The 15,917-nt window shown below is 70.3% G+C and carries 17 protein-coding genes and 2 tRNA genes; 13 read left to right on the top strand and 6 right to left on the bottom strand.

Annotated features, from left to right (window positions below; all coding sequences use genetic code 11):
• The first annotated feature begins 15 nt into the window (after positions 1-15).
• Both EV567_RS12305 and EV567_RS12300 read left to right on the top strand, forming a co-directional pair.
• Positions 16-936 carry a DUF3566 domain-containing protein gene (locus EV567_RS12305; protein ID WP_130439123.1) on the top strand — a complete coding sequence of 307 codons (921 nt, stop codon included), beginning with the start codon at positions 16-18 and terminating at the stop codon, positions 934-936.
• Positions 937-1,060: 124 nt separating this feature from the next.
• A tRNA-Ile gene (locus tag EV567_RS12300) sits at positions 1,061-1,137 on the top strand.
• 44 nt (positions 1,138-1,181) lie between these two features.
• Here the strand turns inward: EV567_RS12300 and EV567_RS12295 are convergent.
• Both EV567_RS12295 and EV567_RS12290 read right to left on the bottom strand, forming a co-directional pair.
• Entirely contained in the window at positions 1,182-2,651 is a 1,470-nt protein-coding gene (locus EV567_RS12295; protein ID WP_242620775.1) for a helix-turn-helix transcriptional regulator, read from the bottom strand.
• A 297-nt stretch (positions 2,652-2,948) separates the two neighbouring features.
• Positions 2,949-3,329, bottom strand: coding sequence for a DUF6344 domain-containing protein (locus tag EV567_RS12290; RefSeq protein WP_130439121.1), 381 nt, complete (start codon positions 3,327-3,329; stop codon positions 2,949-2,951).
• Positions 3,330-3,678: 349 nt separating this feature from the next.
• Between EV567_RS12290 and EV567_RS12285 the strand changes: the two genes are divergently transcribed.
• Both EV567_RS12285 and EV567_RS12280 read left to right on the top strand, forming a co-directional pair.
• On the top strand, positions 3,679-3,807 hold the full coding sequence (locus EV567_RS12285; RefSeq protein ID WP_003999697.1) for a DLW-39 family protein: 129 nt from the start codon (positions 3,679-3,681) through the stop codon (positions 3,805-3,807).
• Between the two features lie 202 nt (positions 3,808-4,009).
• Positions 4,010-5,332, top strand: a complete 1,323-nt coding sequence (locus EV567_RS12280; RefSeq protein ID WP_242620774.1) for a hypothetical protein — start codon at positions 4,010-4,012, stop codon at positions 5,330-5,332.
• Here EV567_RS12280 and EV567_RS12275 read toward each other — a convergent pair.
• Together EV567_RS12275 and EV567_RS12270 are read right to left on the bottom strand one after the other, a co-directional pair.
• Positions 5,296-6,885 (bottom strand): serine/threonine-protein kinase, encoded by a 1,590-nt coding sequence (locus EV567_RS12275; protein WP_130439117.1) that lies wholly within the window; start codon positions 6,883-6,885, stop codon positions 5,296-5,298. The genes EV567_RS12280 and EV567_RS12275 overlap by 37 nt on opposite strands.
• A 304-nt stretch (positions 6,886-7,189) precedes the next feature.
• Positions 7,190-7,738: a DNA-binding protein gene (locus tag EV567_RS12270; protein ID WP_130439115.1), complete on the bottom strand. Its 549-nt coding sequence runs from the start codon at positions 7,736-7,738 to the stop codon at positions 7,190-7,192.
• A 184-nt stretch (positions 7,739-7,922) separates the two neighbouring features.
• Between EV567_RS12270 and EV567_RS12265 the strand changes: the two genes are divergently transcribed.
• A tRNA-Ala gene (locus EV567_RS12265) sits at positions 7,923-7,995 on the top strand.
• 378 nt (positions 7,996-8,373) lie between these two features.
• Complete coding sequence (locus tag EV567_RS12260; protein WP_130439113.1) at positions 8,374-8,988, top strand: hypothetical protein; 615 nt, start codon at positions 8,374-8,376, stop codon at positions 8,986-8,988.
• Positions 8,989-9,123: 135 nt separating this feature from the next.
• On the opposite strand, the gene EV567_RS12255 is transcribed toward EV567_RS12260, so the two are convergent.
• The gene (locus EV567_RS12255) at positions 9,124-9,825 is read right to left on the bottom strand and encodes a DUF5324 family protein (RefSeq protein WP_130439111.1); all 702 of its coding nucleotides are present in this window, start codon (positions 9,823-9,825) and stop codon (positions 9,124-9,126) included.
• Between the two features lie 357 nt (positions 9,826-10,182).
• On the opposite strand from EV567_RS12255, the gene EV567_RS12250 reads away from it, so the two are divergent.
• Together EV567_RS12250 and EV567_RS12245 are read left to right on the top strand one after the other, a co-directional pair.
• Entirely contained in the window at positions 10,183-10,710 is a 528-nt protein-coding gene (locus EV567_RS12250; RefSeq protein ID WP_130439109.1) for a peptidylprolyl isomerase, read from the top strand.
• Between the two features lie 139 nt (positions 10,711-10,849).
• Positions 10,850-11,746: a rhomboid family intramembrane serine protease gene (locus tag EV567_RS12245; protein ID WP_130439107.1), complete on the top strand. Its 897-nt coding sequence runs from the start codon at positions 10,850-10,852 to the stop codon at positions 11,744-11,746.
• 267 nt (positions 11,747-12,013) lie between these two features.
• Here the strand turns inward: EV567_RS12245 and crgA are convergent, their stop codons facing one another.
• Positions 12,014-12,268: a cell division protein CrgA gene (crgA, locus tag EV567_RS12240; RefSeq protein ID WP_130439105.1), complete on the bottom strand. Its 255-nt coding sequence runs from the start codon at positions 12,266-12,268 to the stop codon at positions 12,014-12,016.
• Between the two features lie 141 nt (positions 12,269-12,409).
• On the opposite strand from crgA, the gene EV567_RS12235 reads away from it, so the two are divergent.
• Genes EV567_RS12235 through EV567_RS12215 form a run of 5 tightly spaced genes read left to right on the top strand, consistent with a single transcriptional unit; the run spans position 12,410 to position 15,916 of the window.
• On the top strand, positions 12,410-13,198 hold the full coding sequence (locus EV567_RS12235; RefSeq protein WP_130439103.1) for a DUF881 domain-containing protein: 789 nt from the start codon (positions 12,410-12,412) through the stop codon (positions 13,196-13,198).
• A 55-nt stretch (positions 13,199-13,253) separates the two neighbouring features.
• Positions 13,254-14,009: a class E sortase gene (locus EV567_RS12230; protein WP_130439101.1), complete on the top strand. Its 756-nt coding sequence runs from the start codon at positions 13,254-13,256 to the stop codon at positions 14,007-14,009.
• A gap of 16 nt (positions 14,010-14,025) precedes the next feature.
• Positions 14,026-14,223, top strand: a complete 198-nt coding sequence (locus EV567_RS12225) for a hypothetical protein (protein ID WP_207228764.1) — start codon at positions 14,026-14,028, stop codon at positions 14,221-14,223.
• Positions 14,220-14,858: an aminodeoxychorismate/anthranilate synthase component II gene (locus EV567_RS12220; protein ID WP_130439097.1), complete on the top strand. Its 639-nt coding sequence runs from the start codon at positions 14,220-14,222 to the stop codon at positions 14,856-14,858. Before EV567_RS12225 ends, EV567_RS12220 begins: the two co-directional genes overlap by 4 nt.
• On the top strand, positions 14,777-15,916 hold the full coding sequence (locus tag EV567_RS12215) for a class E sortase (protein ID WP_130439095.1): 1,140 nt from the start codon (positions 14,777-14,779) through the stop codon (positions 15,914-15,916). The genes EV567_RS12220 and EV567_RS12215 overlap by 82 nt, the downstream gene beginning before the upstream one ends.
• Position 15,917 lies beyond the last annotated feature (1 nt).

Raw genomic sequence — 15,917 nt, 5'->3', positions numbered from 1 at the left:
GAGGAGTGAGTCATCGTGAGCGGAGCCACGGGCGCCGGTTCGGTCGGTACATCGGCCGGTACGTCTGACGGCCCTTCCACCGGCGGCGCCGGCAAGGATTCGGACGACGGCGGCAGTGGCTCCGCCGCGGGGGCGAAGGACGCGCGTTCGACCGACGCGCGGGGGACCGACGGCCGTGCGGGCGACGCCCGTACGGCCGGTGCGCGCTCGAACGACGCGCGGGTGACCGACCCGCACACGACCAACCTCAAGGCGATCAAGCCGTCGGACAAGCCGCCGACGGACGACTCGCGCTCGCCTGACACGCATGGATCCCAGGGGGGAACTGTGACGGACACCCGAGGCCCGCAGACCCAGCAGCACGCGGCTGGGGCGGGCCCGTCCGCTCCGGGCGGCAAGGCGCGGCCGCAGGGCGGGGCGGAGAGCCGTCAGACGGCCTCCCCGCTGCCCGGCGAGCGGCAGTCCCAGCAGGCCGCCGCGCCCTACCACCCGCCGCAGGCCTACGCCTCGCAGAGCCAGGCCGACGCGGCGCGCCGCCCGAGGACGGGCGCCCGCACCATGCCCCGTGTGCGCAAGGCGCGTCTGCGGGTCTCGAAGGCCGACCCGTGGTCGGTGATGAAGGTCAGCTTCCTGCTCTCCATCGCGCTGGGCATCTGCACGATCGTCGCGGCCGCCGTCCTGTGGATGGTCATGGACGCGATGGGCGTCTTCTCGACGGTCGGCGGCACCATCTCCGAGGCCACCGGGTCGACCGAGTCGAACGGCTTCGACCTCCAGTCGTTCCTGTCCCTCCCCCACGTCCTGATGTTCACGTCGATCATCGCGGTCATCGACGTCGTCCTCGCGACGGCCCTCGCGACGCTCGGCGCCTTCATCTACAACATCTCCGCCGGCTTCGTCGGCGGCATCGAGCTGACGCTGGCCGAGGACGAGTGACGACACGCGCGGAGGCCGCTCCAAACCTCCGCGCACGGTCCCACGGGAACCGATTTTGGGACTGCCCACGTCGTGCGCTAATCTTCAGGAGTCAGCGCGCGGGACACACCCCGCAGAGCGCGGCGGGGCTATAGCTCAGTTGGTTAGAGCGCATCCCTGATAAGGATGAGGCCACAGGTTCAAATCCTGTTAGCCCCACCAGCCAGAAGACCCCCGGACCGTCGGTCCGGGGGTCTCTGCGTTCCTCAGTCTGTCGTTTCCGACTTGTCGTCGGTGGTGGTCATGGGGATCCAGCCGTGGGGGTTGCGGTACCAGTAGAGGGGCAGTCCCTCGACGCTGGTGGTGCGGAACGGGCGGCCGTGGTCGTCGATGCGGACCGTGCCGGTGCGGCCCTGTGAGGACCAGTCGAGTTCGAGGTACCAGTCGCAGGTGCAGGAGACGGTGCCCGCGGAGAGCAGAAGGACCTCCGGCTGCCTCAGGGACACCCGGTAGGGGAAGTCGATCGCGGGGGAGGGCCTGTCCGGATCGTTGCCGGGCATCGGACGGGCCAGGGGGCGTTGCGCGTCGAGGTCGACGTGGAAGTAGCGGGGGGTGAGGATGGCGCCGCAGCCCTCGTACGTGGAGTAGGCGATGCCCCGGCGGTCCGCGGGGGTGGTGCGGTGGGCCATGCGCACACGCAGTGCCTCCAGAACGACGGCGGCGGACCCGCGTCCCTGCACCGAGATCCGCAGATCGGTGGTGCGTCCGTGCACCGCTTCCTGGGACGCGGCCCACACCGCGGCGTCCGTCGGAGCCGGCGGCGGCGGGACCTGCCGCGGGGGCTTGGCGATGACGTATTGGTGGTCGCATTCGCTCTGCCAGAGCTGGGCGTCTGCCGTCCAGGTGAGCGGGACCTGAGGAGGGGCCTCGTCGGCGCCCGGCCGGGTCTCACGCGGGCTGATCCGGCCGGTGGTGGCCGGTGTCGACGGGGCGGGGGTGGCGGGTGCCGATGTGGTGGGGGCGGGCGGCGACGGCGCGCCCGTGGCGGAAGCGGGTCCGGCGGCGGCGGATCGCGGGCCGCCGCCCGCTCCGGCCGGTGCTGGGGTTGCGGGCGTGATGGAGGCGGACGCGGACGGTCTGCCGTGGCCGGCAGGGCGTTCGGCAGCGGATGCGGTGAGGCCGGCGAGCGCGACGGCGAGTACGGCCGTCAGGGCCGTCGATCGCACGGAACGTCGTCGCTCGCGCCGGGCGGGGGGCCACCTGGCGGCCGATGACGTCGGTGGCGTGAGCGGCGGGGTCGGTGAGGCCGGATCCGGCCCGGAGATGGCCGGTGGGGCCGGCGCAGGCTCCGGAATCGGGTCTGCCGGCGCCTCGTCCGCTGTGCTGTCGCTGTCCTCGGAGGAGGGCGGAGCCGTGTCGTGGGGCTTCGGCGCCGGTCGAGCGGTGGAGGGGCGGGACCGTTGCCGTGCCGCGACCGCCAGGATCCAACGGCGGTGCAACTCCACGCGTTCCCGGGCTGAGGCCCCGCAGAGTGCTGCGAACCGCTCGATCCCGGTGAAGTCCAGGGGGACCGCCTCGCCGGAGCAGTAGCGGTGCAGCGTGGAGGCGTTCATGTCCAGCCGGCGGGCCAGCGCCGCGTAGCTGCGGTCTGTGCGCTCCTTGAGCCGCGTCAGCAGCAGCGTGAACTCCGCCACGTCATCGTGGATCGCGTCCATGTGATCCGTACTCGTCTTCATCCGTCGGCCTGTGCGGTCGGGTCCGGGTGCGGGGATGTGCCCCGGCAACTCCCCATACCTGCACGTCAATACGGCTGGGATGGTTCCCGGCCGACGTCATTTCACCGCGAGTGAGGGACCTGCTTCCGGTGTACCCGGCTGTGGGCGTGACGGCGGCCCGGTGGCTCCTGGGGAGCTGCCGGGCCCGGTGTCTGCGGTGTACGCGCGTTCGCCGTCAGGGGGTGGTCGGTCGTGAGGGGACGGAGCAGAGAGAAGGATCAGGGTGGAGCAGGAGGATCAGGGGGTGGAGCAGGAGGATCAGCGCTGCAGCGGGACCAGTTTGCTGAGGGACGGCGGGGGCTCCTCGGGGTCGCAGGCGGCCTCGGTGTGCTCGGCGGGCTGCTCGTCCTCGGGGAGGGGGATGTGGCGGCAGTTGGGGGACTTGCCGTGCGCCTCCGCCCGGATGCGTTGCTTCATCGTGGGCGGTAGGGACATCGCGGGGAGCCAGGGCCGTGGAGTCACCTGCGGCACGCTCACGTTCGCGCGTACGGCGCCCTCGGTCTCGTCGCTGTTGCGGGTCGGCTCGGTCTGCGCTACTGCCGGCGTGGCGGTCGTCGTGGCGAAGCCGAGCGCCGTGCACAGCGCGAGGAAGGCGCTGACGACGGCGGCCCACAGCTTCATGACTCGGTTCTCGCGCATGTCCCCTCACTTTCGGGTTGGGCGATTTGCGTACATTGCTCATCATGTGTATGGGGGGATCGAAGTGGTGGACCGACGCTCGCGACGAGGCGATGTTCCGATGAACACCACTCGTATGGGCGCAAGACGTGAGAAAAGAGCTGAAAAGACAAGAAAGACGGTGGAATCACCGTCTGTGGAGATCTGATCACCCTCCGATCCGAGGGTGTGATCCGCTTCCCTCCGCGCTCGCTACTGCGCTGTCGAGGGCGGGAGTTGAGGAGCCGACGTAGGTCACCGATCGGTATCGGTCGGTGTGTATAGTCGGGCGCCAGAGGTCCCCAACGTCAAGGAAAGACGAGGTAGCGCGGTGAAGAAGCTTCTCCTGGTCGCACTGGCCGCCATCGGCGGGCTCCTCGTGTACCGCCAGATCCAGGCGGATCGCGCCGAGCAGGATCTGTGGACGGAGGCGACTGACTCCGTGCCCACGGGTTCGTGAGTTCCGACACCGGAAACCGAGCAGACCCCGGCCGCGTCTCGCGGTCGGGGTTTTTGTGTTCCCGTGTTGCGGAGGACGCCGTGAGGGGTTAAAAGGGCCAGAAGCCTGGGGCAGGGCGGATGTCGGCGGGGCTAGGGGGCGTGCGATGGGCCGGGGTGGGATGCGGCGGACGGAATCGAGGGGGACCAGGGGGACTTCCGGGATGCGGCGGCTCGGGGCACGGCGTGCCTGGCTGCGGGGCCTCGCCCTCACGGTGACGGCGGGCGTGTCCTCGCTCGGGCTTCCGGGGGCGGTCGCCGTGGCGGACACCTCTTCCTACGCCTTCGGCGCCGACGCCCGTGAGGTCCCCGCCGCGACCGGCACCGCCGACGCCGTACCGCTGAGGCCCGGCACGACGTACCGGAGCTCCTACACGGGACCGGGCAAGGCCTTCTACCGCCTCGAACTCGACGGCGCATCGAACGCGTACGTCCCCGTCACCGCCGTCCCCCGCCCCGGCGCCGTGCTCGCCATCGGTGACGGGATCAGGGTCGCGGTCCAGGACGCGGACGGCGTCAACTGTTCCTCGGAGTCCGTGACCATCGGTGCGGCCAGGAGTGCCCGGCCGATCACGGCCTGGGGCGCCCGCGAGATCCTCGTCGGCAAGGGGCTGTGCCAAGACGCCGGGACGTACTACGTGGTCGTCGAGCGCACCGACGGGCGGGGAACGTCCGACCTGCCCTGGGAACTGGAACTCGCCCCCGTCTCCGAACCGTCCCTGGGGAGGCCCGCCCCCACCACGGTCCCCGAAGTCTGGAACTCCGCCACCCCCGCACCCGTCACCGGCGAGGCGGCCCGCCGTGCCGGGGGCGCCGGCTTCACCCGGGCGACGGCCGTGGAACAGGGGGTGTGGCGGGACGACATCACGCCCGGCGAGACCCTCTACTACAAGGTGCCCCTCGACTGGGGGCAGCAGTTGTACGCCGAGGCGGAGCTGGGCAACGCCGAGAAGGACACCGGCTTCGTGGCGCCCGCCCTGGAGATGACCCTCTACAACCCGGTGCGCTCCAAGGTCGCCGAGACCGGTGTCGGATACGGCGGCACTCAGAAGTCGACCTCCCTGAGCCCCCTCCCACCGGTCAGGTACGTCAACCGGTACGCCCCCGCCGCTCCGGAGAAGAGTCTGCGCTTCGCCGGCTTCTACTACCTGGAGGTGCACCTGGCCGCGGCGGTCGGGGAACGCTTCGGCGACGGCCCCTACGGGCTGCTGCTGCGGGTGCGGGTGGGCGGTACAGCGCAGCCCGCGCCCGGCTACGCGGGGCAGTCCGTGCCGCGCGGCTTCTTCGACGTCGGCTCGGGGGACGAGGCCGCAGGGCCGGGAGGCGTCACGGATGACGGGAGCGGCGGCGCCGCGATGAGGGCGGTTGCCTTCGGCGGCATCGGCACGGGCAGCGCGCTGCTGGTCGGGCTCGGCGTGTGGACGGTCACGGCCCGGCGCCGTGCCTCCGCTCAGATCCGCGCGAGCGCCCAGAACCCCACGGCGTAGCAGGCCAGAGCCAGCAGCAGGACGGGGACGGCGACCTTGAGGGGCGGTCCGGCACGGCGCGCGGCACGGGCTCGGCGGTGAGCGCGGTGGCCCCGGTCGGCAGGCCGCGTGGGCGTTGCGGGCATCAGGGGCACGGGGGCCGCGTGGCCCGTGGGCAGGGGGCCGCGCTGTGCCTGTGCGTCCTGGGTGGTGTAGGAGGCGGTGGAGGTGTCGGAGTGCTGGTGGTGGCCGGACGGGCTGGGCGTACGAGCGGACAGCGCGAACGTGGGGTCGTACGGGGACACCGGAGCGGCAGCCGTGGCCGGTGGCGCCGACGGTGTCGAGGAAGGGCCAGCCGTGGGCTGCGGCGGCGGCAGGTGGAAGCTGCCGGTGTCCGACATGGAAGAACCGTCCGAAACGGACGGAGCGGACCGAACCGGTGGAACTGGCGGGACAGAAGGCGTCGACGAGGCGGAAGTCGCGCCGGGGGAGACGTCGTCCGGCGCGGTGGGCGGGGGCGTCGCTCCGGCGGGTCCGCGTGGGTCGTCCGGTGTGGCGTCGGGGTCGCGTTGCGGAGTCTGCGGCGCTGGTTCCACGCCGTTGGCCGAGGTGCCGTCGCTGCGCCCTCCTGTGTCCTGCCAGGAGGGTGTGCGCTCGAACGCCCGCGGTGTCACCGTGATGCCCGAGGCCGGCTTCAGAGGCCCCTCAGGGCCGAACGCGTCCGGCAGCGGCCCGAGTTGGTCGAATATCTCGATCTGCTCGTCGTCCGGTCCGGGTTCGGGCAGCAGCTCGACGGCCTCGGCCAGGGCCTTGCGCGCTCCCGTGGCCGTGCGGAAGCGAGCCCGGGGGTCGGGCTGCAGCAGCATGGCCACCACCTGCCACAGCGGCTCGGGAACCCCCTTGGGAGCGGCGGGAGTTCCGTGCTCCGCGAAGTACTGGACGAGGGCCTTCGCGTCAGGCTTGGCGCCCTGGAGGAGATACAGCGCGACCAGGCCCACGGCGAACAGGTCGGCCGGGAAGTCGGGTTCGGAGCCGAGCATCTGTTCCGGCGCGAGGTAACCGGGCGTTCCCACCACGAGGTTGGTCTCGGTCAGACGCGGTTCGCCGAGCCGCATCGCGATGCCGAAGTCGGACAGCCGCAGCCGCGGGCGAGCGGTGCCGGTGGCTTCCAGCAGCACGTTGGCGGGCTTGATGTCACGATGGACGACGCCCTCGGCGTGGACGGCGGAGAGCCCGGACAGAAGCTGGTCGAGAAGGGTGCACACGAACGCGGGCGGCAGCGGGCCGTAGTCGCCGATGAGGTGGACCAGCGAACCGCCGGCGACCAGGTCCATCGTGAACAGGACCTTGTCGTCGTCGGCGGCCCAGCTGGCCGGCGCGAGGACATGCGGGTGATCGATGCGCAGGGCCTGCTCGCGGACGAAACGCAGCAGCGCGTGGGCGTCGCGCTGCTGGAGGACCTTGGCGGCCACGTAACGGCGGCGGCGGTGGTCCCAGGCGCGCCAGACCGCGCCGACACCTCCGCGGCCGATCGGATCCGCGAGTTCGTACCGTCCGGCGAAGACCTCACCCATGGCAGTGCGTCGCTCCTCCCCCTGCGGTTTCCCCCTTGCTACCCGCTCGCCACCCCCGTGATGAGCGGAACCCTTCCGGGACCCCCGTGACGTGCGGTACTTCCCGCGACCCCGTGCGACAGTCCCCCGTGCTGTCTCTCACTCCCCCGTGCGACAGCCCCCGTGCTGTCTTTCACTTCCCCCGTGCGGCGATCCCCCGTACCGCCTGGTGCTTCCCCCGTGCAGCGGTCCCCCGTCCGCTTCGCGGTCCCCCGCGCTGTGTCACGCCCGGTCGCCGAACCCCCTTCGGCCGCCGGGGCGCGGCTCAGCTCTGGTGGGACTGGTAGTGCGAGACCGCGTCCGAGGTGCGGCCGGCCCCGTACACCCGGAGGAACTCTGCCAGTTCCGGGTGGGTGGTGGCGAGGCTGTCGGCGGCATCGATGATGTCGCCGGCGGCGGCCACCGAGCGCAGCAGCGACTGGATCTCGCGGACGACCCGCTTGACCGTGGGCGCCCCCGAACCGCTCGTCGTGTGCGTGGTGTTGTTGAGTACCGACCCCCCTTGCGACCTCTTGATCTCGTCCATGCGGTCGGTGGCCTCGGCGGCGCTGACGCTGCCGTCCGCGACCTGGGCGGCCAACTCCTGCAGCAGCTGCACCCGTTGCACCACCGCCGGGTTGCCGATCTTCGCCCGCTGGCCGCTCATCAGCTGCGACAGCATCGGCGCGGACAGTCCGAGCACCCCCGCGAGACGAGCCTGGTTGAGACCAAGATCGTCGATGAGCTTACGGAAGAGCGCCCCCAGCGGCTCCCCGTACCAGTTCCGCTGCAGTTCCCGCGCTCTCGCGGTGGCTTCCTGCTGTGCGGCGTCCATGTGCGTCTCCCCATCGCTTCCCCAAAAAACGGCGGTTCGCTGTAGCGAACCACGCCGAGCATCTTACGGAGAGTGGTCATCCGTGGGGACCCCCAATCTTTTTGCGGGATACGGGGGGTGACCCGGTACTCTGGTCAGCGGCGCCCACCGGTGAGAGGTCTTTCCGGTCGGACGCTTCTGTTCCGGGGCCTTAGCTCAGTTGGTAGAGCGCTGTCTTTGCATGGCAGATGTCAGGGGTTCGACTCCCCTAGGCTCCACATATTCAGAGCCCTCCCGACCTGTGGAAACGCAGGGAAGGAGGGCTCTTCTCGTTGGGCTCCATGAGTGCCGCCGGCGTCTGCGCATCCCAGGACGGCATCCCAGGGTCTTCTGTTTCCGCAGGTCGGCAGGGGTGGGATGGTTCCACCGTCCCGAGTGGGGCGGCAGCTGTTGCCGGGGTCCCCGGGCGTCCTGGAATCTGTGGACGTCGCACCGGCCGAGGCGGCACGAGCTCCTCGCCGGCAGTACGACGACGACCACCCTGCGCCTGTGCACCGGGACACCTCTGTGTCCGGGCGGCGTTCGGCGCCTCGCGCCACCCGACGCCCCACGACGCAGAGACCACCCGCGTTCGGATCAGAGAAGGAAGCCACGACATGAACAGGAACACCTCCGCCCGCCGTCGCCCCGTCCGCGGCATGGCCGTCGCCGCCGGCCTCGTCCTGGCCCTCGGTCTGGGGTCGACGGCGCAGGCCTCCGCCTCCGGACTGCGGGCCGAAGGGGGCAAGGCCGGCGTCTCCGCCCCGTCCACCCCGCTCGCCGACTCCGGGACTTCGCTGTCCGGTCGCCAGATGCTCCGGGTGCTGAAGTCCCTGCTGCCCAAGGGCGGGAAGATCTCCGACCAGCAGAGCCAGGAAGGCTATGCCGCAGTGGTCTGGGACGACGGCCGCGGAAAGAGCATGATCGGAGTGAACTCCCAGTCCGACATGGGCGACGTCCTCGACGGGCTCATGGGCTGCGAGGGCCAGTACATCGAGTGCCAGGCCCTGACCCTGGCCGACGGCACCAAGGTGAAGCGGGCCAAGCGGGCGTCCGAGAAGGGCGGCTCCGCCGTGGTGTGGCTGGTCGACACCCTCCACCCCGACGGCCGCCGGGTCATCGTCCAGGAGGTCAACTCCTACATCGAGGGCGGCCCGGTGACGCGACCGCAGCCCCCGCTCTCGCTCGACCGTCTGCAGACCATCGCGCTCGACTCCCGGTGGGCCGGCTGACCTGATCGCCGTCCGGGCGCGAGGTGTTGACGAGACGTCATCGGACGACCGGGACGTGCCCCGCCGTGTGACCGAAGGAGCCCCTCCGCCGATGACCCGGTGGAGGGGCTCCTTCCGTTGTTTCACGTGAAACGCTCAGCTGCGGTCCTCGCGGTGCGCAGCCTCCTCCTCGGCTTCCTTGGCCTGGACCTCGGGGTCCAAGGCGGCCGGGTCGGTGCCGTCGATCGAGGACAGACCGCCTGCGGCGGGGACCTCGGTGGCGGCGGGGGGCTCGACCAGCCAGTCCGGGTTGGCCTGCTTGTCCCACCACTTCCAGACGGCGAAGGCGCCTCCGGCCACCACGCCGGCCACGGCCAGGGCCTTGGCCAGCTTGCCCGCCCGGGAGCGGCGCCGGTGCTTGCGCGTCAACTTCTCGATCTCCTTCGGCGTCACCTGGCCGCGCAGTGCGGCCAGCGCGGCGACGCTTCGGGAGGCTGCTTCGTCCTTCACGGGCCCGGCCGCGGCTACCGCCTGTTCGATCTTCGGCCGGGAGTAGTCGGCGGCCTGCCGGGCGGCAAGGCGCGTACGGAGCGCCGCTTCATGAGCGGCCTTGTCGACCTTCGGCGGGACGTGCGCCCACGCCTGGTCGAGGCGGGGCGCGACATGGGCGTCGTACTGAACGCGGGCCTGTTCTGCGGCCTGCGACACCTTGGGCGCGAGCCGTACGCGGGCCTCATGCGCATAGAGCGCGGCCCTCTCCTTGGCCGTGTCGGCGTAAGGCGCCACCACTTCCGCGGCGTGCAGCACGCTGCCCTTCGCCGAGCCGGTCGCGGCGCGCACGCTGTCGATGCGGGTCACGGGTTCCTCCTCCTCGGTGGCGTACGGTAATTCGACTTTCCACCCTTTTCCGGATCATGCCTGCCGACAGCCGCCGCGGCACGCCCGGACGGGGCAGACGGGTGCCGAACGTCCCGAGTTTTCTTGATCGGATACAAGAACGGGTGAACAAGACGGGGTGAATACGGGACAACGGGAGCTTCTCGTCGACAATGCCACGGATCGGCGTCGCCCGCTCCCGTCCCGGGCGACTCGGGCGCAATTCCGTACCGGAAGCGACCCTTTCCCGACCCGAGAGGGACGTCGGGCGACGTAGGCCCCGGCCCGTGCGAGGATGCGAGGATCGGGGGGATCACAGGAAGCAACGGAAGGCAGATCGTGGCCGAGCAGCTGTACGCCACCCTGAAGACCAACCAGGGTGACATCGTGGTCCGGCTCTTCCCGGACCATGCCCCCAAGACGGTCAAGAACTTCGTCGACCTCGCCACCGGCGGCCGCGAGTGGACCCACCCCGCCACGGGCGAGAAGTCCACGGACAGGCTGTACGACGGCACGGTCTTCCACCGGGTGATCAGCGGGTTCATGATCCAGGGGGGTGACCCGCTGGGCAACGGCACCGGCGGCCCCGGATACCAGTTCGAGGACGAGTTCCACCCGGACCTGCGCTTCGACAAGCCGTACCTGCTGGCCATGGCCAACGCCGGCCCGGGCACGAACGGCTCCCAGTTCTTCATCACCGTCTCGCCGACGGCCTGGCTGAACCGCAAGCACAGCATCTTCGGCGAGGTCAGCGACCCGGCCAGCCAGAAGGTCGTCGACACGATCGTGGGCGCGCAGACCAACCCGCGCACCGACCGCCCGCTCAACGACGTCGTCATCGAGACGGTCGTCATCGAGAAGCGCTGACGGCGGGACGCGCGCCGCGCTCCTCGGAGGCCGTCGCGGGAACCATTTGCCCCGCTCGTCCGTAAGGATGGGCGGGGCAAAGCCCTGCGTACGACGCTCCGTACACCGCGTTTCGCACTCGATGACGTTGGGGGACCCCATGGATCAGGCGCCGGGTAGCCGGCAGGACGGCGACGCCCACAGCGCGCTGCCCGTCTGCTACCGCCACGCGGACCGTGAGACCGGCGTGCGCTGCACCCGCTGCGAGCGCCCCATCTGCCCCGAGTGCATGGTCAGCGCCTCCGTCGGCTTCCAGTGCCCGGAGTGCGTGCGGGGAGGATCGGGCACGGGGCACGCGCCGGCGGCGAACCAGCCCCGCACCCTGGCCGGCGGCGCGGTCGCGGCCGATCCCCGGCTGTTGACCAAGATCCTCGTCGGGATCAATCTCGCGGTCTTCCTCGTAGGCCAGATCCGTCCGTCGTTCCTGGACAATCTGCTCCTGATCGGCCAGTGGCCGCCGGCTCCGTTCACGCCGGTGGACGGCGTCGCCGAGGGACAGTGGTATCTGCTGTTCACCTCGATGTTCGCGCACGAGGCGATCTGGCACATCGCGTTCAACATGATGAGCCTGTGGTGGCTCGGCGGCCCCCTCGAAGCAGCGCTCGGCAGGGTGCGCTACCTCGCGCTCTATTTGATCTCGGGCCTGGCCGGCAGCGCCCTGACCTATCTGATCGCTGCACCGAACCAGGCGTCACTCGGAGCCTCCGGCGCCATCTTCGGCCTCTTCGGCGCCACCGCCGTCCTGATGCGCCGGATGCGCTACGACATGCGGCCGATCATCGCCCTGCTGGTGATCAACCTGATCTTCACCTTCAACCCCGGGTTCAACATCGCCTGGCAGGCCCACATCGGCGGCCTGGTCGCCGGTGTCGTCATCGGCTACGGGATGGTGCACGCACCCCGCGAGCGCCGTGCCCTGGTGCAGTTCGGCACCTGTGCCCTGGTACTGGCCGCGGTCGTCGTGATGACGCTGGTGAGGACCAGCCAGCTCACCTGAGCCTTCTGTTTCCACAGTGTGGCCGATCTTGTGCACAGTGTGTGTGAACAACTGTGCCCCCTGTCACCGAACCGGCATTTATGCAGGTCAGACAGGGGGCGAACAGTGTTGCCGAGGCCGGTCTTTCAGTCGTACCGGCGTCAACCCTCGACGGGTTATCCACAGATCGTCTTTCTTTTCCCCAGGCGAGGTGTGGAAATCTCCCGGAGCTGTGGATAACTCAGCGAACAGCCGTGGGCAGAGGTGCCCGGAGGGCGGCTGCCGGGCCTACTTCCACTGGGTGGACACGCCGAAGCCGGCGGCGATGAAGCCGAAGCCGACCACGATGTTCCAGTTGCCCAGCTGGTCGATGGGCAGCGAGCCGTCGGTCACGTAGAACACGACGATCCAGGCCAGCCCGATGAGGAACATCGCCAGCATCACCGGCGCGACCCAGGCACGGCTGTTCAGCTTGATCGCGGCCGCCTGCTTCGCGGGCGGCGGCGTGTAGTCGGCCTTCTTGCGGATACGTGACTTCGGCACGAGGGTCTCTCCTGTCGATGCGCTGCGTGGCCGCGCAGGGTACTGGGTCAGGCTCGGGGCAGCGTACAAGGGGACTCTGAGTGCTCCCCCGGGCGTCCGTTAGCGTAGTGCTTCTACGGCGCCGAAGGAGATAAGGGTACGTTGAGCAATTCTGCCGACTCCCCCAGGACGGGTCCAACGGGTTCCGCCCCCGTCCGTCGCTCCCGTTTCCGGCCGGTGCGGGTCCTCACGGCAGGCGTCTTCGCCCTCGCCGGACTCCTCTTCTTCACGAGCTTCAACACCGCCAAGGGCACCGACATCCGCACGGACACCTCGCTGCTGAAGCTGTCCGACCTCATCCAGGAGCGCAGCCGCAAGAACGGCGAGCTGGACGAGTCCAACGCGACCCTGCGCGAGGACGTCGACTCGCTGGCCGAGGCGGACGACGGCCGGACCACGGCCGAGGACGAGAATCTGGCCCGGCTGGAGGATCAGGCGGGCACCCAGAAGGTCAAGGGCAAGGCGGTCACGGTCACCCTCAACGACGCCCCGCCGAACGCCACCGCCAAGCTCCCCGGCTATCCCGAGCCGCAGCCCGACTACCTCGTCATCCACCAGCAGGACCTCCAGGCCGTGGTGAACGCCCTCTGGAAGGGCGGCGCCCAGGGCATCAAGGTCATGGACCAGCGGCTGATCTCCACCAGCGCGGTGCGCTGCGTGGGCAACACTCTGATCCTCCAGGGCCGCGTCTACTCCCCGCCGTACAAGATCCAGGCCGTCGGGGACCCCGACAAGCTCCAGCAGGCGCTCGCGGACTCCCCGACCATCCAGAACTACATGGTGTACGTCAACGTCTACGGCCTCGGCTGGAAAGTCACCGAGGACGGACCGGTGACTCTGCCCGGCTACTCGGGCACAGTGGACCTGCACTACGCGAAGCCAGTGGAGTAGCCGGAACGCCGCAGGGGCCGGGCCGGCCGGAGCAGCCGTCCTACGGGAGCCGCCGGTGCGCGTGATAGTCCGGACCGTCAGCGAACTGTGCGTCACCGTCGGCGCCGTGATCCTCCTCTTCGTCGTCTACGTGGTCTTCTGGACGGGCGTGAAGGCCGACCGGGTCATGGACGGGCAGATCGAGGAACTCCGGGACCAGTGGGCCCACCAGCAGCCGACGGCTCCGTCCGGCGCCGGCGCGGATCCGTCCGGCACGGACGCCGCCCCGGCAGTCACCGTGACTCCGCATGCCCCTGCGAACTCCCGTGCCACCGCTGCCCCCGCGCAGCCTGCCCACTACCGGGCCGGCAAGGCTTTCGCGATCATGTACATCCCGCGGCTTGGTTTCACGTGGAACAAGCCGGTGCTCGAAGGCACCACGACGAGCACCCTGAAGAAAGGGCTGGGCCACTACGCGGGCACCGCGGGGCTCGGGCAGCCGGGGAACTTCTCCGTCGCGGGCCACCGCCGCACCTACGGCGACCCCTTCAAGGACTTTCCCGAGCTCAGACGGGGGGACGCGGTCGTCCTGACCGACGGCGCGACGTGGTTCACGTACCGGATCGACCGGGGGCCCTACAAAACCGTTCCGACGGACGTCGAGGTGATCGACCCTGTGCCACGTAAGTCCGGGTATACGCGCCCCGGACGCTATCTGACGTTGACGACGTGCGACCCCGAGTGGGGGCACAGTCACCGGCTGATCGCCTGGGCGCACCTCGACTCCACACAGCCCGTGGAGGCAGGCGAACCCGAGGCTCTGCGCCGCTAGTCTGGTGAGGTACGGCGTGAGTCTGGTGCCGTGGTGCGACGGAAGGGACGGCATGTACGGCTGGATCTGGCGGCATCTGCCGGGAAACGCGTTGATCAGGGCGCTGATCTCGATCGTGCTGATTCTGGCCGTCGTCTACGTCCTCTTCCAGTACGTCTTTCCGTGGGCCGAACCGCTGCTTCCCTTCAACGATGTGACGGTGGACAACCAGTGAGCGCGCGCATCCTCGTCGTGGACAACTACGACAGCTTCGTCTTCAACCTGGTCCAGTACCTGTACCAGCTGGGCGCGCAGTGCGAGGTCCTGCGCAACGACGAGGTGTCGACGGCACACGCCCAGGACGGCTTCGACGGCGTCCTGCTCTCCCCGGGCCCCGGCGCCCCGGAACAGGCCGGCGTCTGCGTCGACATGGTGCGCCACTGTGCGACGACCGGCGTGCCCGTCTTCGGCGTCTGCCTGGGCATGCAGTCGATGCAGGTGGCGTACGGCGGGGTGGTGGACCGCGCGCCCGAGCTGCTGCACGGCAAGACCTCGCTGGTCGAGCACAACGGCAAGGGCGTCTTCGCGGGCCTGCCGACGCCGTTCACGGCGACCCGCTACCACTCCCTGGCGGCCGAGCCGGCGACCGTGCCGGCCGAGCTGGAGGTCACCGCCCGTACGCGGGACGGGATCGTCATGGGCCTGCGCCACCGTGAACTGCCCGTCGAGGGCGTCCAGTTCCACCCCGAGTCGGTGCTGACCGAGCACGGGCACCGGATGCTGGCCAACTGGCTGGTGGAGTGCGGGGACCAGGGCGCGGTGACGAGGTCGGCGGGGCTCGCCCCGGTGGTGGGCAGGGCCACGGCGTGACCGCGCTGCGCCCCGAGCGCGAGGAGCTGTACGGGAGCGGATCGCCGTACGTGCCTCCCCTGGACGATGAGACGGTGGCGCTGCGCATCCCGCGGCCGTCCGACCCCGGGTTCGGTGGCGACTTCTCGTCCGCGTCTGCGGGCCCGACGGCCGCTCCGCCCCCCGGAACCCCGGCGGGTGGCCGCGCGGCCCGCAGAAAGGCCGCCAAGGCCCGCCACGGCCGCCACGGCGGCGCTGCGGCACCGGTCGCAACGGCTGAACCGGCGGGGCGGGACGGAGAAGGCAAGGGAGCCCGGGACGGGGCCCGGCACGGCGCGCGTCAGGAGACCCGGCCGGAGCGGCCGCTGTCCCGGGTGGAGGCCCGCCGTCAGGCACGGGCGCGCAAGCCCGGCGCCGCCGTGCTCGCCAGCCGGGCCATCGGCGAGGTGTTCATCACCGGCGGCGTGCTCATGCTGCTGTTCGTCACCTACCAGCTGTGGTGGACGAACGTGCGCGCGCACGCACAGGCGGACCGGGCGGCGAGCAGCCTCCAGGACGAATGGGCGAACGGCAAGCGCAACCCGGGGGCCTTCTCGCCGGGACAGGGCTTCGCCATCCTGCACATCCCCAGGCTGGACGTCGTGGTGCCGATCGCCGAGGGCATCAGCAACAAGAAGGTGCTCGACAAGGGCATGGTCGGCCACTACGGCGAGGACGCCCTGAAGACGGCCATGCCGGACGCCAAGACCGGCAACTTCGGGCTCGCGGGCCACCGCAACACCCACGGCGAACCCTTCCGCTACATCAACAGGCTGCAGCCGGGCGACGCGATCGTCGTCGAGACGCAGAACGACTACTTCGTCTACAAGATGACGTCGTCGCTGCCGGTGACCCCGCCGAGCAACGTGAGCGTCCTCGAACCCGTCCCGCCGGACTCCGGATTCACCGGCCCGGGACGCTACATCACCCTCACGACATGCACGCCGGAGTTCACCAGCAAGTACCGGCTGATCGTCTGGGGCAAGATGGTCGAGGAACGGCCGCGCAGCAAGGGCAAGCCGGATGCGCTCATCCAGTAAG

The sequence above is a fragment of the Streptomyces sp. BK239 genome (assembly GCF_004217285.1).
In the GTDB taxonomy this organism is placed as follows: domain Bacteria; phylum Actinomycetota; class Actinomycetes; order Streptomycetales; family Streptomycetaceae; genus Streptomyces.
The sequence above is the reverse complement of the archived record's forward strand: the minus strand, read 5'-3'. Positions and strand labels throughout refer to the sequence as shown.